A 20,484-nucleotide genomic window follows, 5' to 3' on the forward strand; every position below is an offset into this window, starting at 1 on the left:
AGCGGCTCCCGGCCCCGCGATAGGGTGGCCCGGTGCGGCGACGCACCTGCCGACGTGGCGCAATTGGTAGCGCACCCGACTTGTAATCGGGCGGTTACGGGTTCAAGTCCCGTCGTCGGCTCAAATTGCCCGATCAGACGGCCTTTTTGAGGACTGACTCTTCACTGACCGGCTCTCCAGTCACGAATAAGTCAGTTACATCCTGAGACAGTGCGTTGCTCAGTGCAGCTTCCATTGCCTTCGCGACCTCATCGAGCCGGTCCGGGAACAGGTGGGCGTACGTACTCAGCGTCTCCTTGACGTCGGCGTGACCGAGCATCCGCGCGACCACCAGCACGTCGGCTCCTGACTGGATCGCCAGGGACGCGCACGTGTGTCGGAGGGAGTGAGGGGTCAGCCCCTTCCCATCGAGTCCAGCGACGACGACGGCCTTGGAGAACACCCGGGGTCGCCAGTTGTGAGGGTCGAGTCGAGAGCCGCCCTTGGAGAGGAAGACGAACTCCTCCGACCCCCTCCCCTTCGTCAGTGCCTCTAGCTGACTCACCAGCGAGGAGGTGAGCGGTACCTCTCTTACGGACCCGTGCTTCGCCTCACCGATGATCCGGGTCCCGTCCCGGTCGATGGTGACCGTCGTCGCCAGCCGCGCCCTCTTCTTCGTATAGAGCAGATCACCGACCCGGAGTGCAGACGCCTCACCGATGCGGGCGCCGGTGAAAGCCAGGAAGTTGATGAGAACCCGGTCGTCAGGGTGACCGGCGACCTCCTCGGCGGCGTCGGCCAGACGCGCAACCTCCGAAAAGGTCAGCAGCTTCCCAAGGTGATCAGTCTTAGTCGCCCTCGGTAGCTCGACGCCTTCGGTAAGGAGGACCGCAATCCACCCCGACGTCTTCGCATAGCGCATCGTCGCCCGGAAGGGGTTCCAGACGGCGGCCACGGTGGACGGTGCCAGCGGCATCGGCTTCATGTTCTCCACGACCGGCGCCGTACCCGCACGGAGTGCGCTGACCCAGCCACGAGCTGACTCGAAACCCTTTGGTGTTCACGTACACACCCGCATGGCGTCCACGGTGGGTGACAGCTTCGTCCTAATGTCGCTTGCTGACTTCTCAAAGATCGCAGCGATTGTAGAAGGTGTTGGAAAGTGATAGCGCGTCTGCCCGGTGGAGCCCGCTCCTGGACCGTGCCTGAGGGCTCACAGGAGTACTACGACGAGGAGCGGGCCCGCCTCTATGTGTTGGAGCCGGATCAGACGGTGAGAAGTTTCTCTTCTAGGGTCGAGTTCGCCGTACCGGCTGAGGTAGCTGATGATATTCGACAACAGCACTTTGGTTTCGTGGCACTTGCCGCGGAGACGGTACAGCCGGTGACACCCGCAGCAGCGCCGTTAGCAGCGCCGTACGAAATATTGAGCAAACCCGAGTATTTTAGGAAGCATCATCTAAGAGTATTGTTCTTCGGCAGCTACGAAAGAGCGATCCCATCCGGGAGCCGGTTTAAGATCACCCCTCGGGGCGTGGCCGTCGTGACGCCTCTCAACAGGGTTGGTCTGTACGGTCCTCAGGGCAGGGTGCCGCTCACTGTGGGAGAGGAAGCTCTCCTGAAAGCTTCGGTGCCGCAGAGGATCAGGAGCCTATAGCCGGTGCTGCCGTGTGCTCCGCCCTACCCATTTTATTGTGGGCTAATGGCCTCTAACCTCAGGGCGGAGCACTCGGGGGTACCGGACCCTAGGCGGTCCAGTCCGTTTTGGCCTTCGGGCAGGACCGCCACCCCTGTTCTCAGAAACCATGGTTTCGTGAAAAGTTTTTGACGGAGCCGCCGACGACCTCGGACACCCCCGACAGGGTTCTCAGAACTCGATTCCGAAACCTCGCGTCGGGTGCGGGTCAAAGCTTGTTCTGAGAGACGGGTTTTGATAATCTGAGGCCATGGGATCAGTCATCGGGTACGCAAGAGTCAGCACATCGGACCAGAACGCGCAGATGCAGGTTGACGCGCTCGAAGCAGCGGGAGCGACGCGCATTTATGTCGATCAGGGCGTCAGCGGCATGAAGGCCAGCCGACCTGAGCTTGACCTCGCACTGGACCGATTGAAGAAGGGTGACGTACTCCTCGTATGGCGGCTGGACCGTCTCGGGCGCGGCACTGTGAACACCCTGACCCTGATCGATTCACTCATCGCAAAGGGGGTGGGGTTCCGCTCGATCACTGAGGGACTCGACTCGACTACGCCGACAGGGAAGGCAATGCTCGGCATGGTCAGCATCTTCGCTGAGTTGGAGCGAGAGACGATCCGTGAGCGGACCTCGGCAGGACTGGCGGCAGCGAAGGCGCAGGGTCGCACCGGTGGCCGTCCTCGCGCACTCGATAACAAGAAGATCAAGCTTGCTCAGCACATGTACGACAGCGGCGAACACACGAAATCTGAGATTGCGTCCACTCTGGGCGTCGGCGTAGCCACCGTCTACCGCTACTTGGGAGCCGCTAAGAAGTAGCTGCATCCCGGGGTGTCGCACCAGTGGTCCGACTAAAAGCCCCGGTCAGAGCCCATTTACACCTCCGTCTCAGTTCCAGCCCAATAAATAGGTGACATAGGCGACGAACAAGGCACCGACGATGCCCGCGGCCCATCCAAGTGAACCCTTCCACCAGACCTTTTTCTCCGTAACTAGGGTTTGAGGAGTACTAGGAGCGGTTTCAGGTGCGGCTTGTATCGGACCGATAACCGCTGGCGTTGCCAGTCCGGTATCTAGATTAGCTCGACCGGTTTTAATTTTCTCCACTAGTGAGCGAACTATCTCAGCAGCGCCTTGTACCTGAATCCTATTAGTGCCAGAAATATTTACGTCGAAGTTTGATACTGTTTTCACCGTTGGCCAATAGTTTATCGAGGCGTAAAGGTCGAACTTGTCTTTCGGTGCAAAGACACTTACGGAATAGTTGGAGGGTTCAAGATCGTGCTCGTGAACGGCGTCTCTAATCTCGGAAAGTGTCTTCCTTGTTAGATTGGCAGAGTCTCCGGAAAGCTTAATTCCATTATCTTTACTTGATCCGACAAGGCTCTCGAATTCCTTGGTTAATCTGTTTCTCAGATATTCGAGAGCAGCCAATCCGTCAATCTGCGGATCGAGGGACTCTTCAACTTTGGCACCGAAGCGGTCGTCACTCACGGGTTGGGCTCCACTCTCGATCCGGGCTCACCTTTGAAAGTTACAGCACCACGGTCCCGCCTCCAACTTGGGGAACGTCCCCGCCGCTCGTCATCCCCGCCCGATGCTAGTGCTGCCCTGCCGGACGGCTGCGGACGACAATGGCTACGACGACTTCGATGCGGTCGCCGGATAGGGAAACCAGCTTCGCGTCACGCTCAAAGCGTGCGATCCAGCCGCCGTCCGGCCTTCGGTTCAGGTAGCCAACTCGGTTCATGAGTGGAAAGCGGGCTCCGTCTTGCTCTGCTACGCCGTCAGTGTCAGGAGCAGTGTTGTGCATGACCCACTGGAAAGTTGAGAGCCTCTCAACGTAGACGAAGCGGTCGCCCGCAAGTTCAAGCACGAAGGCGGGCAGGGCGTGAAGGTCGTCCGGTGCATCTACGAAGCCGTCGTCGGCGTTGAGCTTGACCCTCACGCGACACCATCTAGCACCCGGATTGCTTCATCAAAGGTACGCACCTGGCGACCGAGCCCCCTACCCACCGTGACAGGCGAAAAGCTGTAAAAGGTGCTCGCGTCGGCCGCGTCGATGAGCCCCATTGACCGCATCGGGCCACCCCCCTGCACTGAAACGTCGTAGTACCGGCCGCGAGCGATCCGGCGCCCCTCGTAAGTTGAGTCGGCGTAGGCGCTCACGTACACGATGCTGCCGCCCACGTCGAGCGTAACGGTGCCCTGCCGGTCTACCTCGCGTGGAGACATACCCTCATTCTGCCCTACACATCCGACAGCGAGAAGGCAGCTCGTCGCAGCCCTTTGCTGGAACCGTTTTGAATAACTAATACATGGGGTTGGCATTCAAGTCCGACTGTCGGACCTCAATATCCGGATAGTATATAGAAGTCACATCTCTAATGACTTTCGCCTCCCACTCCGGGGCGTCAGGCGATACGAAGACTGCTTCAATGAGTTCGAGTACGTCGACCGGCTCTCGCAGGCTCGCGGGCGGATTGTCGATATTGACTATTTGCCCGGTCACTGGGTCCAATTCTTGTTCCGCACCGGGAAACCAAGCAGCAATGAGCCGATATTCACGTTCGTATGAAAAGCTTTCACGCTTGTACACCAGGGGAATAAATATAATATCGCCAGGTATATGCAACGCTGAGTAGTCGGCGTATTGCACTACTGCGGCAGCGAGTACGGCGGACGGTTCCCCGCGCAGGGCCGATTTGAGCCTTCCAGCCGTAGTGCGGATTGCCACGCCCTTACCTGCGGCGCCGTAGAGTCTCCACATCGCATACGACTCACCCAAACCCCTGTACCAACAGTTTAGGTAGAAATGCTCTCGAACGAATCTCGCCCACCGCTCTGCTGATGAGCCTAGAGGAACATTATGCTCTGCAAAAAGTTCTGCACGCAAGCTTATATTAATAGCGCCATTTGAGCCTTCCCAGGGGTCTTCCATCTTGTCGGCCCTTGCAAAATACAATTCGCCCGTCTGCAGCAGGTCCAGATAACGGAATAGATCAACATATCGCCAGAGAACTACGTCGTCCTCTAGGTCATCAATGTCAGGTCGGTTCTCGAACCTCACGCCAGTCGTCCCGGCGTCACTCCAGCAAGACGGTTGTTAATGCTTAAGTTGTCAACTTCACTCATGCGCTAATCTTAGCGGGCTTAAAACCCCAGATCAGCCTATTTTTCGCTTTTGTGAGTTTAGAGCATTCTTCGGTTCGGCCGTTCCGCAACGCAGTCAAGTGTCATTGAGAGAATCACATCTTGTCAGCGGCTTCGTCGACCTGCTGTCACCGCGAATCGAGAAGGAGCCGCTGTCACCGCGAATCGAGAAGGAGCCGCTGCGCCCGCGATCGCCAGTAAGTAACCTTGGTGGGTAGTGCCTCCGCTTGAAGTCCGCCTACTCTGACAGAAAGCTTTCTCTCGCCAAAGGTTAGTACGTCCACAGCGCTTCCGGTTACCACCACTTCCGTCGACAGGTCGACGTCGGCGTCGTTGGGCCCAACGTAGCTGAAAACAATTCTTGCGGACTGCTCAGAGACGCCAGCCTCTCTTAATTCCATCCATTCTGCCACCGAGTGCACAATGAGCACGCTCACCTTCTTCTCGCCGAGAGCGGGCAAACTTAGATGTTTCGGCATCCAGTTACTGAGCGGACCAAAATCGTCTGAGAGGTTTGCATGACCTTCATTGACTGCGTGGGAACAGCGAAGTGTGACCGCAGGACCGTAGTTGGTGAGGGTCAGGCAGACAACCTTTGCAAGTAGGAAATGGTTATCCTGCGGCGACTCAATGGGGAAAAAATCAGCTATCGCCCACGCCTGAGGCGCGAAGGGCTGTGAGGTTCGAATCTTTGCAAGAGGCACTCCCCCGGTGTCGATGAGAGTACGCATATCAACACCAGCGACCACAACCTCGTAACGAGGAGCGCGGGCGTCGAGCCGTACCCTCACACTCTCGTCTAGAGCCCTCTGAGCCACCGTGACGGCTGCTAACGATGCTCTCGCGGAGTCCTTCGTGTGCTTTGACTGGATGGCGATGATGACCGCGCTCGCAGCCGTCACGGCGGCGACCAAGAGAGTCGCCCCGAACGTCCAGTAGTCGAGCCAGTCGTTCACTACGTCTACGTCGAGAGCCATGCGGCAACTGTAGAAGACACCTGCGGTCCGCCTGCGGCGAGCGCCGCCTCAGTCACGATTCAGTCAGTTGCACTCTGAAACGGAGTGACCTCCTCCGTGGTCGAGGCATGGCCAACGGCGGCCTGAAACCGAGTCTGATCTGCCTATTTCTTGTTTCGAGGATCACACAACGTTTCGCGAAACGACGGTCTGCAGAACGGGCGGTTACGGGTTCAAGTCCCGTCGTCGGCTCCGAGGCGGCCTCGCGAGTGATCGATCCGCCGTTCACTCGGCGGCGGCACTGCTGCGCCGAGGCGGCAGTCCGGCGTACGGAAGGCCGCGCAGCCTCCGCGTGATCGGCCGCTCGACGAAGCGGTGGATCAGGATCGCGGCGACGAGCGCGACGGCGATGGTGCCCGCGACGGAGAGCACTTCCGAGCGCAGGCCCACGACCGCCAGGGCGGCGGGCACGGCCGGCCCGACCAGGGGGTGGAAGAGGTACAGGCTGTAGGAGGCCTCACCCAGGGCGAGCAGCGGACGCCGGACGACGCGATCCGCGCCACGTCGCAGCGCCAGTCGCCGGACGAGCGGCTCGGCGAGGACCACCGCGACGAACGCGGCGGTGACGACCCCCTTCCGGAAGAGCGCGTCGCGCTGCCAGGAGATCCCCTCCGGGGTGAGGGCCGCGACGACGGTCACGGCGGCGGCGAGAGCCAGCGCGACGAGAAGGCCGCGACGCGCACGCGGGAGCCCGGTGATCCTCCCGACAGCCATGCCGATCGCGAAGTACAGGACGATCGGGTCGAAGTAGACCGCCCAGGTCGGCCAGTCCTCGCCGGGGCGGAGGACATGGCCCGACGCGACGACGAGCACGACCGCCGACGCGAACACGAGGACGTTCCGCCGCAGGAGCAGCCCGAGGGCGAAGACCGCGTAGAAGGCCGCCTCGAAGGTGAGGGTCCACCCGACGCCGAGGAGCGGCTCCACCGCGCCGTCGGGGTTCCGGGTGGGCAGGAAGAGGTACGACGCGACTCCTGACCACGGGGTGAGGGCGGCGTGCAGCACGGCGCCGGGCAGCAGGAGGATCGACGCGATCTTGAGGGTGGTGGCGATCCAGTACAGCGGGACGATCCGGACCACGCGGCGGACGGCGAAGTACCGCCAGCCGCCCTTCACCTCGAAGGGACCGGCGGTGACCGTCGTGACGAAGCCGGAGACGACGAAGAAGACGTCGACCCCCGCGCCGCCCCCGTCCCAGACGGCGATCGAGTCGTCGAGCCGCTCCTGCGCGTAGAAGGTGGCGTGCGTGACGACGACGAGGACGGCCGCGACGAAGCGCAGGGCCTGGACGCTCTCGAAGATCGGCGTCCGGGCGATCGTCGGCGCGACGATCGGTGGCGTGGTCATGGAGGCCCCCCGGTGAGATCGGGTGAGCCTACCCAGGACCGCGGAGGGCCGATGCGGAGGCGCGGAATCGCCTGTCGCGCGATCGCCCGAGGTCCTCGGCGGCGCTCCCTCCGGCGGCGACGGTGATCCGGTCGCCGGCTCCGCACGACGAAGGGCCCCGGTCTCCCGGGGCCCTTCGCGTGTTCCGTCCCGTCTCAGCAGGCTCGCGGTCTAGCCCGCGGCGGGCGTCGGGGTCGGCGTGGCCGACGAGTAGGTGTCGGCGGCGGCCGAGAGCACGAACGAGCTGAAGGCGTCGGCGTCGGTGAGCGAGCCGGTGTAGGCCTCGCCGTTGACGAGGACCGTCGGGGTGCCGGAGACCGAGGCGACCTCGGTGCCGGGCAGCGGGCCGGAGGTCGCGCGCTCGGTGGCCGCCCGCACCCAGCTCACGAAGGACTGGTCGTCGATGCAGGTGTTCACGGCGGCGGTGTCCTCGACGCCCGCGTCCGCGGCGGCCTGCTTGAGCTCGTCGTCCGAGAGTCCGTCGGTGCCCTCGGCCGGCTGCTCGGCGAAGAGAGCGGCGTTGAAGTCGAAGAAGGAGTCCGGCGACCGGTCGGCGACGCACGCTGCGGCGTTGGCCGCGCGCTCCGAGTACTTGGTGCCGTTGGAGCGGGTGGTGAGGATCGCGATCGGGTGGATCTCGACGGTCGCGGCGCCGCTGGTGACCCACTCCTTGATCTGGTCGCCGTTGGTCTGCTCGAACTGGCCGCAGTAGGGGCAGAGGTAGTCGAGGTAGACGCGGATGTCGACGGTGCCCGTGGAGGTGTCGAGCACGCTCGGGGTGGGGCTGCCGTCCGCCGGGATCGCCGGGGTGGTCGAGGCGACCAGGCCCTCGGTGACGAGGACGCCGTCGCTCGCCATGTTGGCGGGACCGGGGCCGGCCGGGCGGATGCTCGAGGTGACGGCGAAGACGACGACCGCGACGATGGCGATCACCACGATCGCGAGACCGCCCTGCAGGGCGAAGCGGCTGACGCGATCGCGGCGCTTCTGCTGCTCGCGGAGTCGGCGGGCCTTCTCTCGCGCGGCCTCTCGACGCTGGTTCTTCGAGAGACGGTCGTTGGCTCCGCCGATGGTCATGACAAGAACGCTCCGAATGAGAGAGGAAGAAGTGCCGCCGGGCTGCGACTCGCCGGAATCCTACGCGCGAGCCCTGGGAAACCTCCAAACGACGGATACCGGGGGTCCCGCCGGGCGCGATCGGGCATCGACTCCCCTCCCTCGCGCCGCGTGGCATACTGTGACGGTTGGTCGGAGTCGCCCACGCGACGACGACCGTCACTTCCATTCACTCGGATCGTCCGGCACGTACCTGCCGGTGAAGGAGCAAGAACAATGGCGTCCGTAACCTATGACAACGCGTCCCGCGTCTACCCCGGGGCCACGCGTGCCTCGGTCGACAAGCTGAACCTCGAGGTCGGAGACGGCGAGTTCCTCGTCCTCGTCGGCCCCTCGGGCTGCGGCAAGTCCACCTCCCTGCGCATGCTCGCCGGCCTCGAAGAGGTCAACGAGGGCCGCATCCTGATCGGCGACCGCAACGTCACGGACGTTCCGCCGAAGGACCGCGACATCGCGATGGTGTTCCAGAACTACGCGCTCTACCCGCACATGTCGGTCGCCGAGAACATGGGCTTCGCGCTCAAGATCGCCGGCATCAACAAGGACGAGCGCGCCGCGCGGGTCCTCGAGGCCGCGAAGATGCTCGACCTCGAGCCCTACCTCAACCGCAAGCCGAAGGCCCTCTCGGGTGGCCAGCGTCAGCGCGTCGCGATGGGTCGCGCCATCGTCCGCAAGCCGCAGGTGTTCCTCATGGACGAGCCGCTGTCGAACCTCGACGCCAAGCTCCGCGTCCAGACCCGCACGCAGATCGGCACGCTGCAGCGCCGCCTGGGCATCACCACGGTCTACGTCACGCACGACCAGACCGAGGCGCTCACCATGGGCGACCGCATCGCGGTCCTCAAGGACGGACTGCTCCAGCAGGTCGGCACGCCCCGCGACCTCTACGAGAACCCGAACAACGTCTTCGTGGCCGGCTTCATCGGCTCGCCCGCGATGAACCTGTTCCACGCGGACGTCACCGACGGCGGCGTCAAGTTCGGCGACACGGTCCTCCCGATCGCCCGCGAGGCGCTCGCGAAGACCACCCAGAAGGTCGTCACGCTCGGCGTGCGCCCCGAGGACGTCACCGTCTCGACCCAGCCCGGCGGCCTGCCCATCGAGGTCGACCTGATCGAGGAGCTCGGCTCGGACGGCTACCTCTACGGCCACACCGAGGTCGAGGGTCGCCGCACCGACATCGTCGCGCGCGTCGACGGCCGCGTGCACCCGACCGCGGGCGACCGCGTCTACGTGACCGCGAACCACCGCGTGCACATCTTCGACGGCGAGTCGGGACTGCGCCTCTCCTAGGCTCCGCCCCCGCGCACACGCTGCCGCCGTCTCCTCCGAGGCGGCGGCAGCGTTCGTCCGGGCCCCTCCACCGTCCGATCCACGACACGAACGGCGCGCCATGTCCGGCTCCCTGAACATCACCTCGGCCACGGTCGATCCGGCCCTCCTCGATCTGCCGTGGAACCTGCGGCTTAACGACTGGCCCGACGAGTACATCGCCGCGCTGCCCAAGGGCATCTCGCGGCACACGGTCCGCTTCGCCCACCTCTCCGGCCACGTCGTCGCGGTCAAAGAGACGACCGCGGAGATGTCGCGCCGCGAGTACGAGATGCTCAAGACGCTGCAGCGCCTCGACGTCCCCTGCGTCGTGCCGGGCGCCGTCATCACGAACCGCAGCGACGACGAGGGCGACGAGCTGCCGGCCGTGCTGGTCACCCGGCACCTCAAGTTCTCGCTCCCCTACCGCGCGCTGTTCTCGCAGACGCTGCGCCCCGACACCGCCACGCGGCTCGTCGACGCGCTCGCGCTGCTGCTGGTGCGCCTGCACGTGATCGGCTTCTTCTGGGGCGACGTCTCGCTCTCGAACACGCTGTTCCGGCGCGATGCCGGGGCGTTCGCGGCGTACCTCGTCGACGCCGAGACGGGGCAGCTCTACTCGGGCGGGCTCTCGAACGGCCAGCGCGAGAACGACCTCGAGATCGCCCGCGTCAACATCGCCGGTGAGCTGCTCGACCTCGAGGCGGGCGGACGCGTCGACGACGACCTCGATCCGATCACGGTCTCGGACGGCATCGTCGCCGCCTACCGCAGCCTCTGGAAGGAGCTGACCGGAGCGGAGTCGTTCTCGACCTCCGAGCGCTGGCGGATCAACGACCGGGTGAACCGGCTCAACGAGCTCGGCTTCGACATCGAGGAGCTCGCGATCAAGACCGACGAGTCGGGCTCGACCGTGCGGATCCAGCCCAAGGTCGTCGACGCGGGTCACCACCAGCGCCGGCTGCTGCGGCTCACCGGACTGGACGCGCAGGAGAACCAGGCGCGCCGACTGCTGAACGACCTCGACTCCTACACGGCCACCTACGACAAGCAGGGGCTCGACGAGGAGATGGTCGCGCACGAGTGGCTCGCGCAGGTGTTCGAGCCGGTCATCCGGTCGATCCCGCGCGATCTGAAGGGGCGCCTGGAGCCGGCGGAGATGTTCCACCAGCTGCTCGAGCACCGCTGGTTCATGTCGCAGCAGCAGGCGCGCGACGTGCCGCTGGCGGAGGCCGTCACCGCCTACGTGAACGACATCCTGCGGCACCGCCGCGACGAGGCGACGGTCATCGCCCCGCCGACCGAGGCGATCACCCTGCCGAACCTCGTGATCGACGGCGCCGGCGACGCCGAGCTGACCGACGAGGACGCCGACGTCGACTGGACGAAGAACGTCTGACCCCGGCACCCCGAAGGGCTCGTGCGGATCCCGGATCCGGCACGAGCCCTTCGTCGTCCGCGGCGCGTGCCGACGCGGATCTCGATACGCCCGCTCCGCGGCCTACTCGATCAGCATGCTCACCCGCCCGCCGCAGGCGGCGCCCGCACACTCGCGAGCTCGCCGCAGGCGGCGCCCCCTCTGCTGCCGCTCGCCGCAGGCGGCCCCCCTTCATGCTGGTCGAGTAGCCGCGCAGCGGCGTATCGAGACCCACCATCACCAGCAGCCCAGCCCGCAGACCACACTCCGTGCGCCGTCGGATCTCGATACGCCCGCTCCGCGGCCTACTCGATCAACATGAAGCGCCTCGGGCCGGCGGTGGCCGATCAGCATGCGCCCCCGCTCGCCGTAGGCGGCGCCCCCTCCGCCGTCGCTCGCCGAAGGCGGCGCCCCCCGCCCCTCCCCCGGCGTCAGCGCGGGTGCCGGCGCGGTGAGCTGCAAGGCGGAGGAGGAAGCGATACCGGCGGTATCGCGCCCGACGACAACGCCGCAGATCGCCGTGCCGGCGCCCGCGCCGCTCGTGCTACTCGGAGGCGGCGCGGAGTTTGGAGATCTCGTAGAGCGCGACCGACGCCGCGATCCCCGCGTTGAGCGACTCGGTCGCCGCGCTGATCGGGATCGAGACGACGGCGTCGCACTGCTCGGTGACGAGGCGGGACAGGCCCTTGCCCTCGCTGCCGACGACGACGAGGAGCGGCCGGTCGGCGAGCTCGAGGCCCGGCAGCATGGTGTCGCCGTCGCCGTCGAGGCCGATGACGAAGACGCCGTCGCGCTTGTAGTCCTTGATCATCGCGGTGAGGTTGGACGCCATCGCGACCGGCACGCGCGCGGCGGCGCCGGCCGAGGTCTTCCAGGCCGCCGAGTTCAGGCCGACCGAGCGGCGCTGCGGGACGATGACGCCCTGCCCGCCGAAGGCCGCCACGGAGCGGATGATCGCACCGAGGTTGCGCGGGTCGGTGATGCCGTCGAGCGCGACGAACAGCGGGACGACCCCGCGGGAGACGCTGCGCTCGAGCAGGTCGCTCGGGTGCGCGTACTCGTACGGCGGCACCTTGAGCACGAGGCCCTGGTGCACCGAGTCCGGGCCGGCGAGCCGGTCGAGCTCGGGGCGCATGACCTCGAGCACCGGGAGGCCGCGCGCGGTGGCGAGCTTGAGCGCCTCCTTGACCCGGTCGTCCATCTCGATGCGGGTCGCGAGGTAGAGGGTGGTCGCGGGGATCTTGGCGCGGAGCACCTCGAGGACCGAGTTGCGGCCGGTGACCATCTCGGACTCGTCGCCGCTCTTGGGCTTCCGCGCCGGAGCCGGACGGCCCTGACCGCGGGCCGCGCCGGTCAGCGCCGCTCCGGGCCGGCCCTTGCCACCAGCGGCGACGAAGCGCTCGCGCGCCGCCTTCGCCTTGCCTGCGGGGTGGTACGGCCGGTCCTCGGCCTTGGGCGTGGGCTTCTTGCCCTCGAGGGCCTGACGGCCCTGACCGCCGGAACCGACGGCCTTGCCCCTGCTCTTCTTTCGGACCGCTCCTGGGCGGCCGGCTTTATTCGCCATCGAGACTCCAATGCGCACCCGTCTGGGTGTCTTCGATCGTGATTCCCGCAGCAGCGAGATCGGTTCGGATGCGGTCGGCGGCCGCCCAGTCGCGCTGCTCGCGCGCGGTCTGGCGCTCGGCGACCAAGCGGTCGACGAGCACGGTGAGGGCCCGGTAGGTGGGCTCGTCGTCGGAGCGCGCCCACTCGGGGGCCTCCGGGTCGATGCCGAGGACCGACGCCATGGCGAGCACCTGCGTGCGCAGCGCGGACACCGTGCCGAGGTCCTCCGCGTCGAGCGCGGCGTTGCCGGCCCGCACGGTCTCGTGCAGGACGCCGATGGCCTGCGGGACCGAGAGGTCGTCGTCCATCGCCTCGGCGAACTCGTCCGGCACGACCGGCGTGCCCACCGCGGCGAAGCGGGTGCCCTCGAGGCGCCGGCGCGAGCGGTCGAGGAAGCCCTCGATCCGCTCGAGCGCCGCCTCGGCCTCCTCGAGCGCGCCGTCGTGGAACTCGAGCGTCGAGCGGTAGTGCGCCGAGCCGAGGTAGTAGCGGACGACCAGCGGGCGGGCGGAGTCGAGGAGCTCGGAGGCGAAGACGGAGTTGCCGAGCGACTTGCTCATCTTCTGACCGGTCACCGACACGAGGCCGTTGTGCAACCAGTAGCTGGCGAAGGCGTGGCCCGCGGCGCTCGACTGGGCGAGCTCGTTCTCGTGGTGCGGGAAGCGCAGGTCGAGCCCGCCGCCGTGGATGTCGAACTGCGTGCCGAGGTACTTCGTCGACATGGCGGAGCACTCGATGTGCCAGCCGGGCCGGCCCCTCCCCCAGGGCGAGGCCCAGGAGGCCGATTCGGGCTCCTCCGGCTTCATGCCCTTCCACAGGGCGAAGTCGTGCGGGTCGCGCTTGCCGCGCGGGTCGGCGTCGGTCGCCGCCTCCATGCTCTCGAGGCGCTGGTGGGTGAGCGCGCCGTAGTCGGGCCAGGAGCGGGTGTCGAAGTAGACGTCGCCGGAGTCGTCGGGAGCGGGGTAGGCGTGACCCAGCTCGATCAGGCGCTGCACGAGCGCGACCATCTCGGCGATGCTCGCCGTGGCGCGCGGCTCGTAGGTGGGGGCGAGGATGCCGAGCGCGGAGTACGCGGCCGTGAACTCGAGCTCGACGCGGTAGGCGAGGGCCCACCACTGCTCGGAGGGCTCGCCCTCGCCGGCGGCGCGACGCGCCTGCTCGGCGATCGCCAGGATCTTGTCGTCGATGTCGGTGACGTTGCGCACGAGGGTCACCCGGTAGCCGCGGTAGGCGAGCCAGCGGCGCAGCTGGTCGTAGACCAGGGCGGAGCGCAGGTGCCCGATGTGCGGCGACGACTGCACCGTGGGTCCGCAGACGTACATCCCGACCTCGTTCTCGCGGAGGGGGACGAAATCGACGAGGGCCTGGGCCTTCGAGTCATGCAGTCGCAGAGTCACGCCGCGAGTTTACCGGGCGGGGCGGTCGCGGCCGGGCGGCGGGCCAGCGCGGTGGATCAGCGCCGGGATCCGGGGGTGGGGAGGACGAGTGCAGTGGCGGTCGCCGCGACCCCCTCGCCGCGGCCGGTGAAGCCGAGCGCGTCGGAGGTGGTGGCCGCGACGCTGACCGGGGCGCCGAGGAGGGCGGAGAGCAGCTGCTGCGCCTCCTCCCGCCGCGGGGAGAACTTCGGGCGGTTGCCGATCAGCTGGACCGAGACGTTGCCGATGGTGAAGCCGGCCGCCTCGACGAGCTCGCGGGTCGCCCGGAGGAAGACCTCGCCGTGCGCGTCCTGGAAGCGAGGGTCGTCGGTGCCGAAGCGGGAGCCGATGTCGCCGAGGTTCGCCGCGGCGAGCAGGGCGTCGCAGATCGCGTGCGCGACCGGGTCGCCGTCGCTGTGCCCGGACAGCCCGCGCTCCCCGGGCCAGTGCAGACCGGCGACCCAGAGCGGCGAGGCGTCGTCGAAGGCGTGCACGTCGGTGCCGATGCCGACCCGCGGCACCGCGGCCGACGGCGCCGGCGCGAGCAGCTGCTCCGCCCGGGCGAGGTCCCAGGGCGTGGTGATCTTGAAGGCGAGCGGGTCGCCGGGGACGACGACGGAGCCGCGGCCGTGCGCGGCGAGCAGGGCCGCATCGTCGGTGAACTCCCGGCCGGCGGCGGCGTAGGCCTCGTCGAGAAGGTGCCGGGGGAAGCCCTGCGGCGTCTGCACGGCGGCGAGCTGCGAGCGGTCGACGGTGTCGAGGATCGCCGCGTCGGCGTCGATGAGCTTGATGGTGTCGGTGACTGGCAGGCCGGGGATGGCGCCGCCGCCGGTGGAGCGGACGGCGGCGAGCACGCGCTCGAACTGCGCGACGGGCGTGAGGGCCCGCGCGGCGTCGTGCACGAGGACGGTCTCGACGCCGGGGAGCAGGAGCGCCAGGCCGCGGGCGACGGAGTCCTGCCGGGTGGCTCCGCCGGCGGTGACGAGGACTTCGACGGCGGGCCCTGAGGCGCGGCGGCAGAGCTCGACGGTCGCGTCGACGAGCGGCTCCGGTGCGACGACGACGACCTGCACCGGCTCGGCGAGAGTGAGGACGGTGCGGAGGCTGCGCTCGAGGATGGTGACACCCGCGCACTCGACGTAGGCCTTCGGGAGCTCGCGCCCAAGGCGGGTGCCGCTGCCGGCGGCGACGATGACCACGGCCGCGCTCGGCGTCGATCCGGTGACGGTGTTCAACGGGACGTCCTTTCGCCGCCGGTCACAGTAGCAGCGGCGGGGCGGAGGGGGCAGCCCGGCCGGGACGCGAGCGCGGCTGCGCTATTCTGTGTGCGGCTCCTGCACCTCGAATCCGCCCTGCCCGGGGTGGGCGGAGCCGATGATCTGGAGGAACCCGTGAAGGCGCGTCTCGCTGCATCCGTCGTTCTCGCGGTCGGCGTCGCGTTCGCCACCGCAGGCTGCAACCTCGTCGCCCCGCAGGCGACCCGGGCGATCTACGACCCGAGCGACGGCGTGGGTGCGACGGTCGGCGACGTGTCGATCCGCAACGCGATGATCATCTCCGAGGACGGCGAGGTCGGCACGCTCGTCGTCTCGCTGGTCAACGACACCGACGAGACGGTCAGCGTCGAGGTGCAGTACGAGGCGAGCACCGGCCGGACGAGCGACACGGTGGACGCGGTCCCCGGTCGCACGGAGGTCCGCCCGGACAGCACCGAGTCGGTGACGATGGAGGGTCTCGACACCCTTCCCGGCAGCCTGTTCCCCGTCTACTTCCAGTACGGCTCGGAGGAGGGCAAGGAGCTCCTCGTCCCGATCCTGACGAACGCCCTCGAGGCCTACGCGACGCTGACCCCGGTCCCGTCGGCCACCCCGACCCTCACGCCCACGCCGGACCCGGCGCAGACCGCGCTGCCGACCCCGACCGTGCAGCCCGGCGTCGACGCCCCGGCGGAGTAGCACCCGTTCCTCACGAAGGGCCGTCCACCTCGGTGGGCGGCCCTTCGTCGTTCAGTCGGTCGGGTCTCGATACGCCCCTGCGGGGCTACTCGACCAGCATGTGCCGCCGAACCCGCTCGTCGCGCAGCGACGGCTCTGTCGCAGACCGCTCGTCGCGCAGCGACGGCCCCACCGACCGCTCGTCGCACAGCGACGGCCCCACCGACTGCTCGTCGCACAGCGAAAGCCCGACCAGCACCTGCACGTCTGCAGACGGCGGCTCGCTGCCCCCTCCTTCAGAAGTGGATCGCGGGGCCTGGTGGGGGTGGCTGCAAGGCGGAGGAGGGCGCGATACCGGCGGTATCGCAACCGACGACAACGCCGCAGACGCCCCCGCCAGGCCCCGCGATCAGGCGTCGAAGCGGTAGCCGAGGCCGCGGACGGTCACCAGGAGCACCGGCTCCTTCGGCGTCTTCTCGATCTTGGAGCGGATGCGCTTGACGTGGACGTCGAGGGTCTTGGTGTCGCCGAAGTAGTCGCTGCCCCAGACGCGGTCGATCAGCTGGCCGCGGGTGAGGACGCGGCCGGCGTTGCGGAGGAGCATCTCGAGCAGCTCGAATTCCTTGAGCGGCATCGGGGTCTCGACGCCGTCGACCTCGACGGTGTGGCGCTCGATGTCCATGCGGACGGGGCCGGCGACGACGATGCGCTCCTCCCCCGGGTCCTCGGTGCGGCGGCGGAGGACGGCGCGGATGCGTGCGAGCAGCTCGCGGGTCGAGTACGGCTTGGTGACGTAGTCGTCGGCGCCGAGCTCGAGCCCGACGACGATGTCCACCTCGGAGTCCTTCGCGGTGACCATGATGATGGGGATCGCGGAGCGGGTGCGGATCTCGCGGCACACCTCGGTGCCGGGCATGCCGGGGAGCATCAGGTCGAGCAGGATCAGGTCGTACTCGCCGTCGTCGAAGGCGGAGACGGCGCGCAGGCCGTCCTCGGCGACGGTGACGTCGTAGCCCTCTCGTTCGAGCAGGTAGCTGAGCGGCTCGCTGAGGGCGCTCTCGTCCTCGACGAGCAGGATGCTGGTCACGCGGTGTCTCCTATCGGGGCGGCGGACGCGAAGGGCGTCCTGGCCGGGTCTACTTCGGGGAGTCGGATGGTGAAGGTGCTGCCGCGGCCGGGCTTGGACCAGACGCGGACGTCGCCGCCGTGGTTCTGCACGGCGTGCTTGACGATGCTGAGGCCGAGCCCGGTGCCGCCGGTGTGGCGGGAGCGGGCCTGGTCGACGCGGTAGAAGCGCTCGAACACGCGGTCGAGGTCCTCCTCCGGGATGCCGATGCCCTGGTCGGTGACGGCGATCTCGACGACGCCGCCGGTGGAGCGGACGCCGATGCCGACGCGGGAGCCGGGCGGCGAGTACTGGATGGCGTTGGCGAGCAGGTTGTGCAGCGCCGAGACCAGCATCTTCTCCTGGCCGGCGACGTACGCCTTCTTCATCCCGCCCTTGACGAGGGTCACGTCGTGCGACTCCGCCATCACGTGGGTGGTCTCGAGCGCCGCGACCACGATGTCGTCGACGCGGACGACCTCGGCGGAGCCGGCGACGTCGGCCGACTGCAGGCGGGAGAGCTCGATGATCTCGCGGGTGATCTTCGCGAGGCGGTGCGACTCCTGGGTGAGGCGGTGCGCGAAGCGGCGCACCTGCTTCGGGTCGTCGGCGGCGGAGTCGAGGGCCTCGGCGAGGAGGCCGACCGCGCCGATCGGGGTCTTCAGCTCGTGCGAGATGTTGGCGACGAAGTCGCGGCGGACGGCCTCGAGGCGGCGAGCCTCGGTGTGATCCTCGGCGAGGACGAGCACGAAGCGGGAGCCCAGGCGCGTGGCGTGCACGACCAGGGTGACCGCCGCATCCGAGAGCGGACTCGTCGCGAGCTCCAGGTCCTGCTCGATGTCGTCGCCGAAGCGGCGCACCCGGTCGACGATCGCGACCAGGTCGGGGTGGAGCAGGGTGTCCTGCGAGACGAGGCCGAGCGAGATCGCGCGGGCGGAGGCCTTGAGCACGTTGTGGGAGGGGTCCGTCACGAAGGCGGGCGCTCCGACGGCGTCGATGATCGCGCCGATCCCCTCGGGCAGGCCGACGGCGACGACCTCGGCGGCGATCCGCCCCTGGCGTGCGGCGAGCGTCACGACGCTCGTCAGGACGACGCCGATGGAGATGCCGAGAACGAGCGACAGCACGACGATCAGGCCCGTTTCCACGCTCCCAGGCTATCCATCCACCGCCCGTCTCCCTACCGGATGCCCGGCGACGGGGTGCGGGTCGAGTACTGTTCAAACGCTCGGCACCGTTCGTTAACCTGCCGTGGTCATCATGGCTGCGCCTGCGCCGACCTGGTGCAGTCGCAGCGTCGTGCGCGGCGTGGAACGGCACCGTCCTCCGTGCGTGCCGCAGAGAGGGACGAGAAGAAGATGCGCGAAGTTTTCCAGCAGGAGCTGGCCGAAGTCCAGGACCGGCTCGTCGAGATCTCCGGACTCGTCGAGATCGCGATCGAGAAGGCGACCCAGGCGTTCAACCACTCCGACGTCTCCCTCGCCGAGGAGGTCATCGCCAGCGACGCCCGCATCGACGAGCTGGCCATCAGCCTCGACGAGCTGGCGATCGACATCCTCGCCCGCCAGGGCCCCGTCGCCCGCGACCTACGGACCGTCGTGTCCGCACTGCGGATCAGCGCCTCGCTCGAGCGGATGGGCGACATCGCCGAGCACATCGCCCAGCTCTCCCGCTACCGCTTCCCTGACAAGGTCGTGCCGAAGACGCTCCGCCCGACGTTCGTCGAGATGGGCCGCCTCGACGTGGTCGTCGCGCACAAGCTCACCGAGCTGCTGCGCACGCAGGACCCCCGCCTCGCCGAGGAGATCCGCGACGAGGACGACAAGATCGACGAGCTGCACGTCAGCGTCTTCGACAAGGTCCTCAGCGAGGCGTGGAAGGGCCAGGCCGCCGACACCGTCGACGCCACCCTCGCCAGCCGCTACCACGAGCGGTTCGCCGACCACGCGGTGTCCATCGCGAAGAAGGTCCAGTACCTCATCTCAGGCGACTGGGGCTGAGCTTGTTTGTCGATGTCGCGCGGAGCGCGATATCGACCGCGGTCGGCAGACCGCGTGGGCGCGTTCCGCGGAGCGGGGTGCGAACGGTCAGGGCGAATCGCTGGCACGCGATTCGCCCGTTCGCCTTGCGAGGGGCGGGTGGTCTCGACTCTCAGCGCCCGGGCGTCGGTGAGCGAGTGCCTCCGTTCATGCTGATCGAGTCGCGCCGGCGTGCGAGGGGCGCGTTCCGCGACCTGGCTCGTCCATGCTTATCGAGTAGCGCGCGCAGCGTGCGTATCGAGATCCGCCGTCGTACGGACGCGGGGTCTCGATACGCCGCGTGCCGCGGCTACTCGACCAGCAGGGAAGGGGCGCGGTCCGCGGCCTTGTTCTGCACAACATGGGGGGCGCGTTACGCGACCTCGCTCTCGCGTCCACGCTGATCGAGTCGTGCCGCCATGCAACGGGCGCGTTCCGCGACCTGGCTCATTCATGGTGATCGAGTAGCGCGCGCAGCGTGCGTATCGAGATCCGCCGTCGTAGGGGGGGCGGGTGCGGACGCGGACGGCCCGCGGGAGTGGGGACTCCGGCGGGCCGTGCGGGGGTGCGCGGGGCGGGCTACTTCTTGGCGCCCTGGGCGGCGACGGCGGCGGCGCCGGCGGCGGCGGCCTCGGGGTCGAGGTAGCGGGCCTCGCCGATCGGCTCGAAGTTCTCGTCGAGGGTGTAGACGAGGGGGATGCCGGTCGGGATGTTGAGCTCGGCGATGTCGGAGTCCGAGATGCCGTCGAGGGTCTTCACCAGCGCCCGCAGCGAGTTGCCGTGCGCGGTGATCATGACGGTCTTGCCCGAGGCGAGATCCGGCTTGATGTCCGACTCCCAGTACGGGAGCATCCGCTCGATGACCAGCTTGAGCGACTCGGTGCGGGGCAGGTCGTCGCCGAGGTCGGCGTAGCGCTCGTCGTGCGCCTGCGAGTACTGGTCCTCGTCGTCGATGGGGGGCGGCGGCACGTCGAACGAGCGGCGCCAGGTCATGAACTGCTCGGGACCGTACTCGGCGAGGGTCTGCGCCTTGTCCTTGCCCTGCAGCGCGCCGTAGTGGCGCTCGTTCAGGCGCCAGGAGCGCTTCACGTCGATCCACAGGCGGTCGGCCTTCTCGAGCGCGATGTTCGCGGTCTGGATCGCGCGGGTCTGGCGCGAGGTGTAGACGACGTCGGGGTGCAGCCCCGCCTCGGTCAGCAGCTCGCCGGCGCGGGTCGCCTCCGCGACGCCCTGCTCGGTGAGCCGCACGTCGACCCAGCCGGTGAACAGATTCTTCTGGTTCCACTCGCTGTTGCCGTGGCGCACGAGGATGAGGGTGTAGGTCTCGGACATGCG

At 67.6% G+C, this 20,484-nt stretch carries 21 protein-coding genes and 1 tRNA gene; 7 read left to right on the forward strand and 15 right to left on the reverse strand.

What is annotated here, in order from left to right:
* Nucleotides 1–48 precede the first annotated feature (48 nt).
* Nucleotides 49–121, forward strand: a tRNA-Thr gene (locus HQQ86_RS04160).
* Between the two features lie 12 nt (nucleotides 122–133).
* Here HQQ86_RS04160 and HQQ86_RS04165 read toward each other — a convergent pair.
* Nucleotides 134–964 (reverse strand): site-specific integrase, encoded by an 831-nt coding sequence (locus HQQ86_RS04165; protein WP_254071893.1) that lies wholly within the window; start codon nucleotides 962–964, stop codon nucleotides 134–136.
* 216 nt (nucleotides 965–1,180) lie between these two features.
* Here HQQ86_RS04165 and HQQ86_RS04170 point away from each other — a divergent pair, with 216 nt between their 5' ends.
* Nucleotides 1,181–1,636 carry a hypothetical protein gene (locus HQQ86_RS04170; RefSeq protein ID WP_173286696.1) on the forward strand — a complete coding sequence of 152 codons (456 nt, stop codon included), beginning with the start codon at nucleotides 1,181–1,183 and terminating at the stop codon, nucleotides 1,634–1,636.
* 289 nt (nucleotides 1,637–1,925) lie between these two features.
* Nucleotides 1,926–2,492 carry a recombinase family protein gene (locus tag HQQ86_RS04175; protein WP_173286698.1) on the forward strand — a complete coding sequence of 189 codons (567 nt, stop codon included), beginning with the start codon at nucleotides 1,926–1,928 and terminating at the stop codon, nucleotides 2,490–2,492.
* A 69-nt stretch (nucleotides 2,493–2,561) separates the two neighbouring features.
* Here HQQ86_RS04175 and HQQ86_RS04180 read toward each other — a convergent pair whose 3' ends face one another.
* The 7 genes from HQQ86_RS04180 to HQQ86_RS04210 form a co-directional block, all read right to left on the reverse strand.
* Nucleotides 2,562–3,167, reverse strand: a complete 606-nt coding sequence (locus HQQ86_RS04180; protein WP_173286700.1) for a hypothetical protein — start codon at nucleotides 3,165–3,167, stop codon at nucleotides 2,562–2,564.
* Between the two features lie 106 nt (nucleotides 3,168–3,273).
* The gene (locus HQQ86_RS04185) at nucleotides 3,274–3,621 is read right to left on the reverse strand and encodes a hypothetical protein (protein ID WP_173286702.1); all 348 of its coding nucleotides are present in this window, start codon (nucleotides 3,619–3,621) and stop codon (nucleotides 3,274–3,276) included.
* A complete protein-coding gene (locus HQQ86_RS04190) occupies nucleotides 3,618–3,908 on the reverse strand; it encodes a hypothetical protein (RefSeq protein WP_173286704.1) in 291 nt (96 codons plus the stop codon). The genes HQQ86_RS04185 and HQQ86_RS04190 overlap by 4 nt, the downstream gene beginning before the upstream one ends.
* Before the next feature lie 76 nt (nucleotides 3,909–3,984).
* Nucleotides 3,985–4,743 (reverse strand): DUF2971 domain-containing protein, encoded by a 759-nt coding sequence (locus HQQ86_RS04195; protein WP_173286706.1) that lies wholly within the window; start codon nucleotides 4,741–4,743, stop codon nucleotides 3,985–3,987.
* A 238-nt stretch (nucleotides 4,744–4,981) separates the two neighbouring features.
* Entirely contained in the window at nucleotides 4,982–5,803 is an 822-nt protein-coding gene (locus tag HQQ86_RS04200) for a hypothetical protein (RefSeq protein WP_173286708.1), read from the reverse strand.
* A 264-nt stretch (nucleotides 5,804–6,067) separates the two neighbouring features.
* A complete protein-coding gene (locus HQQ86_RS04205) occupies nucleotides 6,068–7,189 on the reverse strand; it encodes an acyltransferase (RefSeq protein ID WP_173286710.1) in 1,122 nt (373 codons plus the stop codon).
* Between the two features lie 210 nt (nucleotides 7,190–7,399).
* Nucleotides 7,400–8,305 carry a thioredoxin domain-containing protein gene (locus HQQ86_RS04210; RefSeq protein ID WP_173286712.1) on the reverse strand — a complete coding sequence of 302 codons (906 nt, stop codon included), beginning with the start codon at nucleotides 8,303–8,305 and terminating at the stop codon, nucleotides 7,400–7,402.
* A 255-nt stretch (nucleotides 8,306–8,560) separates the two neighbouring features.
* On the opposite strand from HQQ86_RS04210, the gene HQQ86_RS04215 reads away from it, so the two are divergent.
* Complete coding sequence (locus tag HQQ86_RS04215) at nucleotides 8,561–9,637, forward strand: ABC transporter ATP-binding protein (RefSeq protein WP_123702257.1); 1,077 nt, start codon at nucleotides 8,561–8,563, stop codon at nucleotides 9,635–9,637.
* Nucleotides 9,638–9,737: 100 nt separating this feature from the next.
* The gene (locus HQQ86_RS04220; RefSeq protein ID WP_173286714.1) at nucleotides 9,738–11,054 is read left to right on the forward strand and encodes a DUF4032 domain-containing protein; all 1,317 of its coding nucleotides are present in this window, start codon (nucleotides 9,738–9,740) and stop codon (nucleotides 11,052–11,054) included.
* A 562-nt stretch (nucleotides 11,055–11,616) separates the two neighbouring features.
* Here HQQ86_RS04220 and rlmB read toward each other — a convergent pair.
* Genes rlmB through ispD form a run of 3 tightly spaced genes read right to left on the reverse strand, consistent with a single transcriptional unit; the run spans nucleotide 11,617 to nucleotide 15,327 of the window.
* Entirely contained in the window at nucleotides 11,617–12,636 is a 1,020-nt protein-coding gene (rlmB, locus tag HQQ86_RS04225) for a 23S rRNA (guanosine(2251)-2'-O)-methyltransferase RlmB (protein WP_173286716.1), read from the reverse strand.
* Entirely contained in the window at nucleotides 12,626–14,074 is a 1,449-nt protein-coding gene (gene cysS / locus HQQ86_RS04230) for a cysteine--tRNA ligase (protein ID WP_173286718.1), read from the reverse strand. The genes rlmB and cysS overlap by 11 nt, the downstream gene beginning before the upstream one ends.
* Nucleotides 14,075–14,130: 56 nt before the next feature.
* Complete coding sequence (gene ispD / locus HQQ86_RS04235) at nucleotides 14,131–15,327, reverse strand: 2-C-methyl-D-erythritol 4-phosphate cytidylyltransferase (RefSeq protein WP_173286720.1); 1,197 nt, start codon at nucleotides 15,325–15,327, stop codon at nucleotides 14,131–14,133.
* Between the two features lie 156 nt (nucleotides 15,328–15,483).
* Here ispD and HQQ86_RS04240 point away from each other — a divergent pair, with 156 nt between their 5' ends.
* On the forward strand, nucleotides 15,484–16,047 hold the full coding sequence (locus HQQ86_RS04240) for a hypothetical protein (RefSeq protein ID WP_173286722.1): 564 nt from the start codon (nucleotides 15,484–15,486) through the stop codon (nucleotides 16,045–16,047).
* Between the two features lie 85 nt (nucleotides 16,048–16,132).
* Here HQQ86_RS04240 and HQQ86_RS04245 read toward each other — a convergent pair whose 3' ends face one another.
* The 3 genes from HQQ86_RS04245 to HQQ86_RS04255 all read right to left on the reverse strand — a co-directional run bounded on the left by HQQ86_RS04245 (nucleotide 16,133) and on the right by HQQ86_RS04255 (nucleotide 18,279).
* Nucleotides 16,133–16,291: a hypothetical protein gene (locus HQQ86_RS04245; RefSeq protein WP_173286724.1), complete on the reverse strand. Its 159-nt coding sequence runs from the start codon at nucleotides 16,289–16,291 to the stop codon at nucleotides 16,133–16,135.
* Between the two features lie 144 nt (nucleotides 16,292–16,435).
* Entirely contained in the window at nucleotides 16,436–17,113 is a 678-nt protein-coding gene (locus HQQ86_RS04250) for a response regulator transcription factor (protein ID WP_173286726.1), read from the reverse strand.
* A complete protein-coding gene (locus tag HQQ86_RS04255) occupies nucleotides 17,110–18,279 on the reverse strand; it encodes an ATP-binding protein (protein WP_173286728.1) in 1,170 nt (389 codons plus the stop codon). The genes HQQ86_RS04250 and HQQ86_RS04255 overlap by 4 nt, the downstream gene beginning before the upstream one ends.
* Nucleotides 18,280–18,489: 210 nt before the next feature.
* On the opposite strand from HQQ86_RS04255, the gene phoU reads away from it, so the two are divergent.
* Nucleotides 18,490–19,131 carry a phosphate signaling complex protein PhoU gene (gene phoU / locus HQQ86_RS04260; RefSeq protein ID WP_160087790.1) on the forward strand — a complete coding sequence of 214 codons (642 nt, stop codon included), beginning with the start codon at nucleotides 18,490–18,492 and terminating at the stop codon, nucleotides 19,129–19,131.
* Nucleotides 19,132–19,728: 597 nt separating this feature from the next.
* On the opposite strand, the gene HQQ86_RS04265 is transcribed toward phoU, so the two are convergent.
* Entirely contained in the window at nucleotides 19,729–20,481 is a 753-nt protein-coding gene (locus HQQ86_RS04265) for a phosphoglyceromutase (RefSeq protein ID WP_159985709.1), read from the reverse strand.
* Between the last annotated feature and the right edge of the window lie 3 nt (nucleotides 20,482–20,484).

Origin of the sequence: Rathayibacter sp. VKM Ac-2857 (assembly GCF_013205025.1) — a bacterium.
Classification (GTDB): Bacteria; Actinomycetota; Actinomycetes; order Actinomycetales; family Microbacteriaceae; genus Rathayibacter.

Coding starts and splice junctions, on each gene's coding strand:
- HQQ86_RS04200 (WP_173286708.1), bottom strand. CDS start 5,803: ATGGCTCTCGACGTAGACGTAGTGAACGACTGGCTCGACTACTGGACG.
- HQQ86_RS04190 (WP_173286704.1), bottom strand. CDS start 3,908: ATGTCTCCACGCGAGGTAGACCGGCAGGGCACCGTTACGCTCGACGTG.
- HQQ86_RS04210 (WP_173286712.1), bottom strand. CDS start 8,305: ATGACCATCGGCGGAGCCAACGACCGTCTCTCGAAGAACCAGCGTCGA.
- HQQ86_RS04165 (WP_254071893.1), bottom strand. CDS start 964: ATGAAGCCGATGCCGCTGGCACCGTCCACCGTGGCCGCCGTCTGGAAC.
- HQQ86_RS04215 (WP_123702257.1), top strand. CDS start 8,561: ATGGCGTCCGTAACCTATGACAACGCGTCCCGCGTCTACCCCGGGGCC.
- HQQ86_RS04205 (WP_173286710.1), bottom strand. CDS start 7,189: ATGACCACGCCACCGATCGTCGCGCCGACGATCGCCCGGACGCCGATC.
- rlmB (WP_173286716.1), bottom strand. CDS start 12,636: ATGGCGAATAAAGCCGGCCGCCCAGGAGCGGTCCGAAAGAAGAGCAGG.
- HQQ86_RS04220 (WP_173286714.1), top strand. CDS start 9,738: ATGTCCGGCTCCCTGAACATCACCTCGGCCACGGTCGATCCGGCCCTC.
- HQQ86_RS04265 (WP_159985709.1), bottom strand. CDS start 20,481: ATGTCCGAGACCTACACCCTCATCCTCGTGCGCCACGGCAACAGCGAG.
- HQQ86_RS04175 (WP_173286698.1), top strand. CDS start 1,926: ATGGGATCAGTCATCGGGTACGCAAGAGTCAGCACATCGGACCAGAAC.
- phoU (WP_160087790.1), top strand. CDS start 18,490: ATGCGCGAAGTTTTCCAGCAGGAGCTGGCCGAAGTCCAGGACCGGCTC.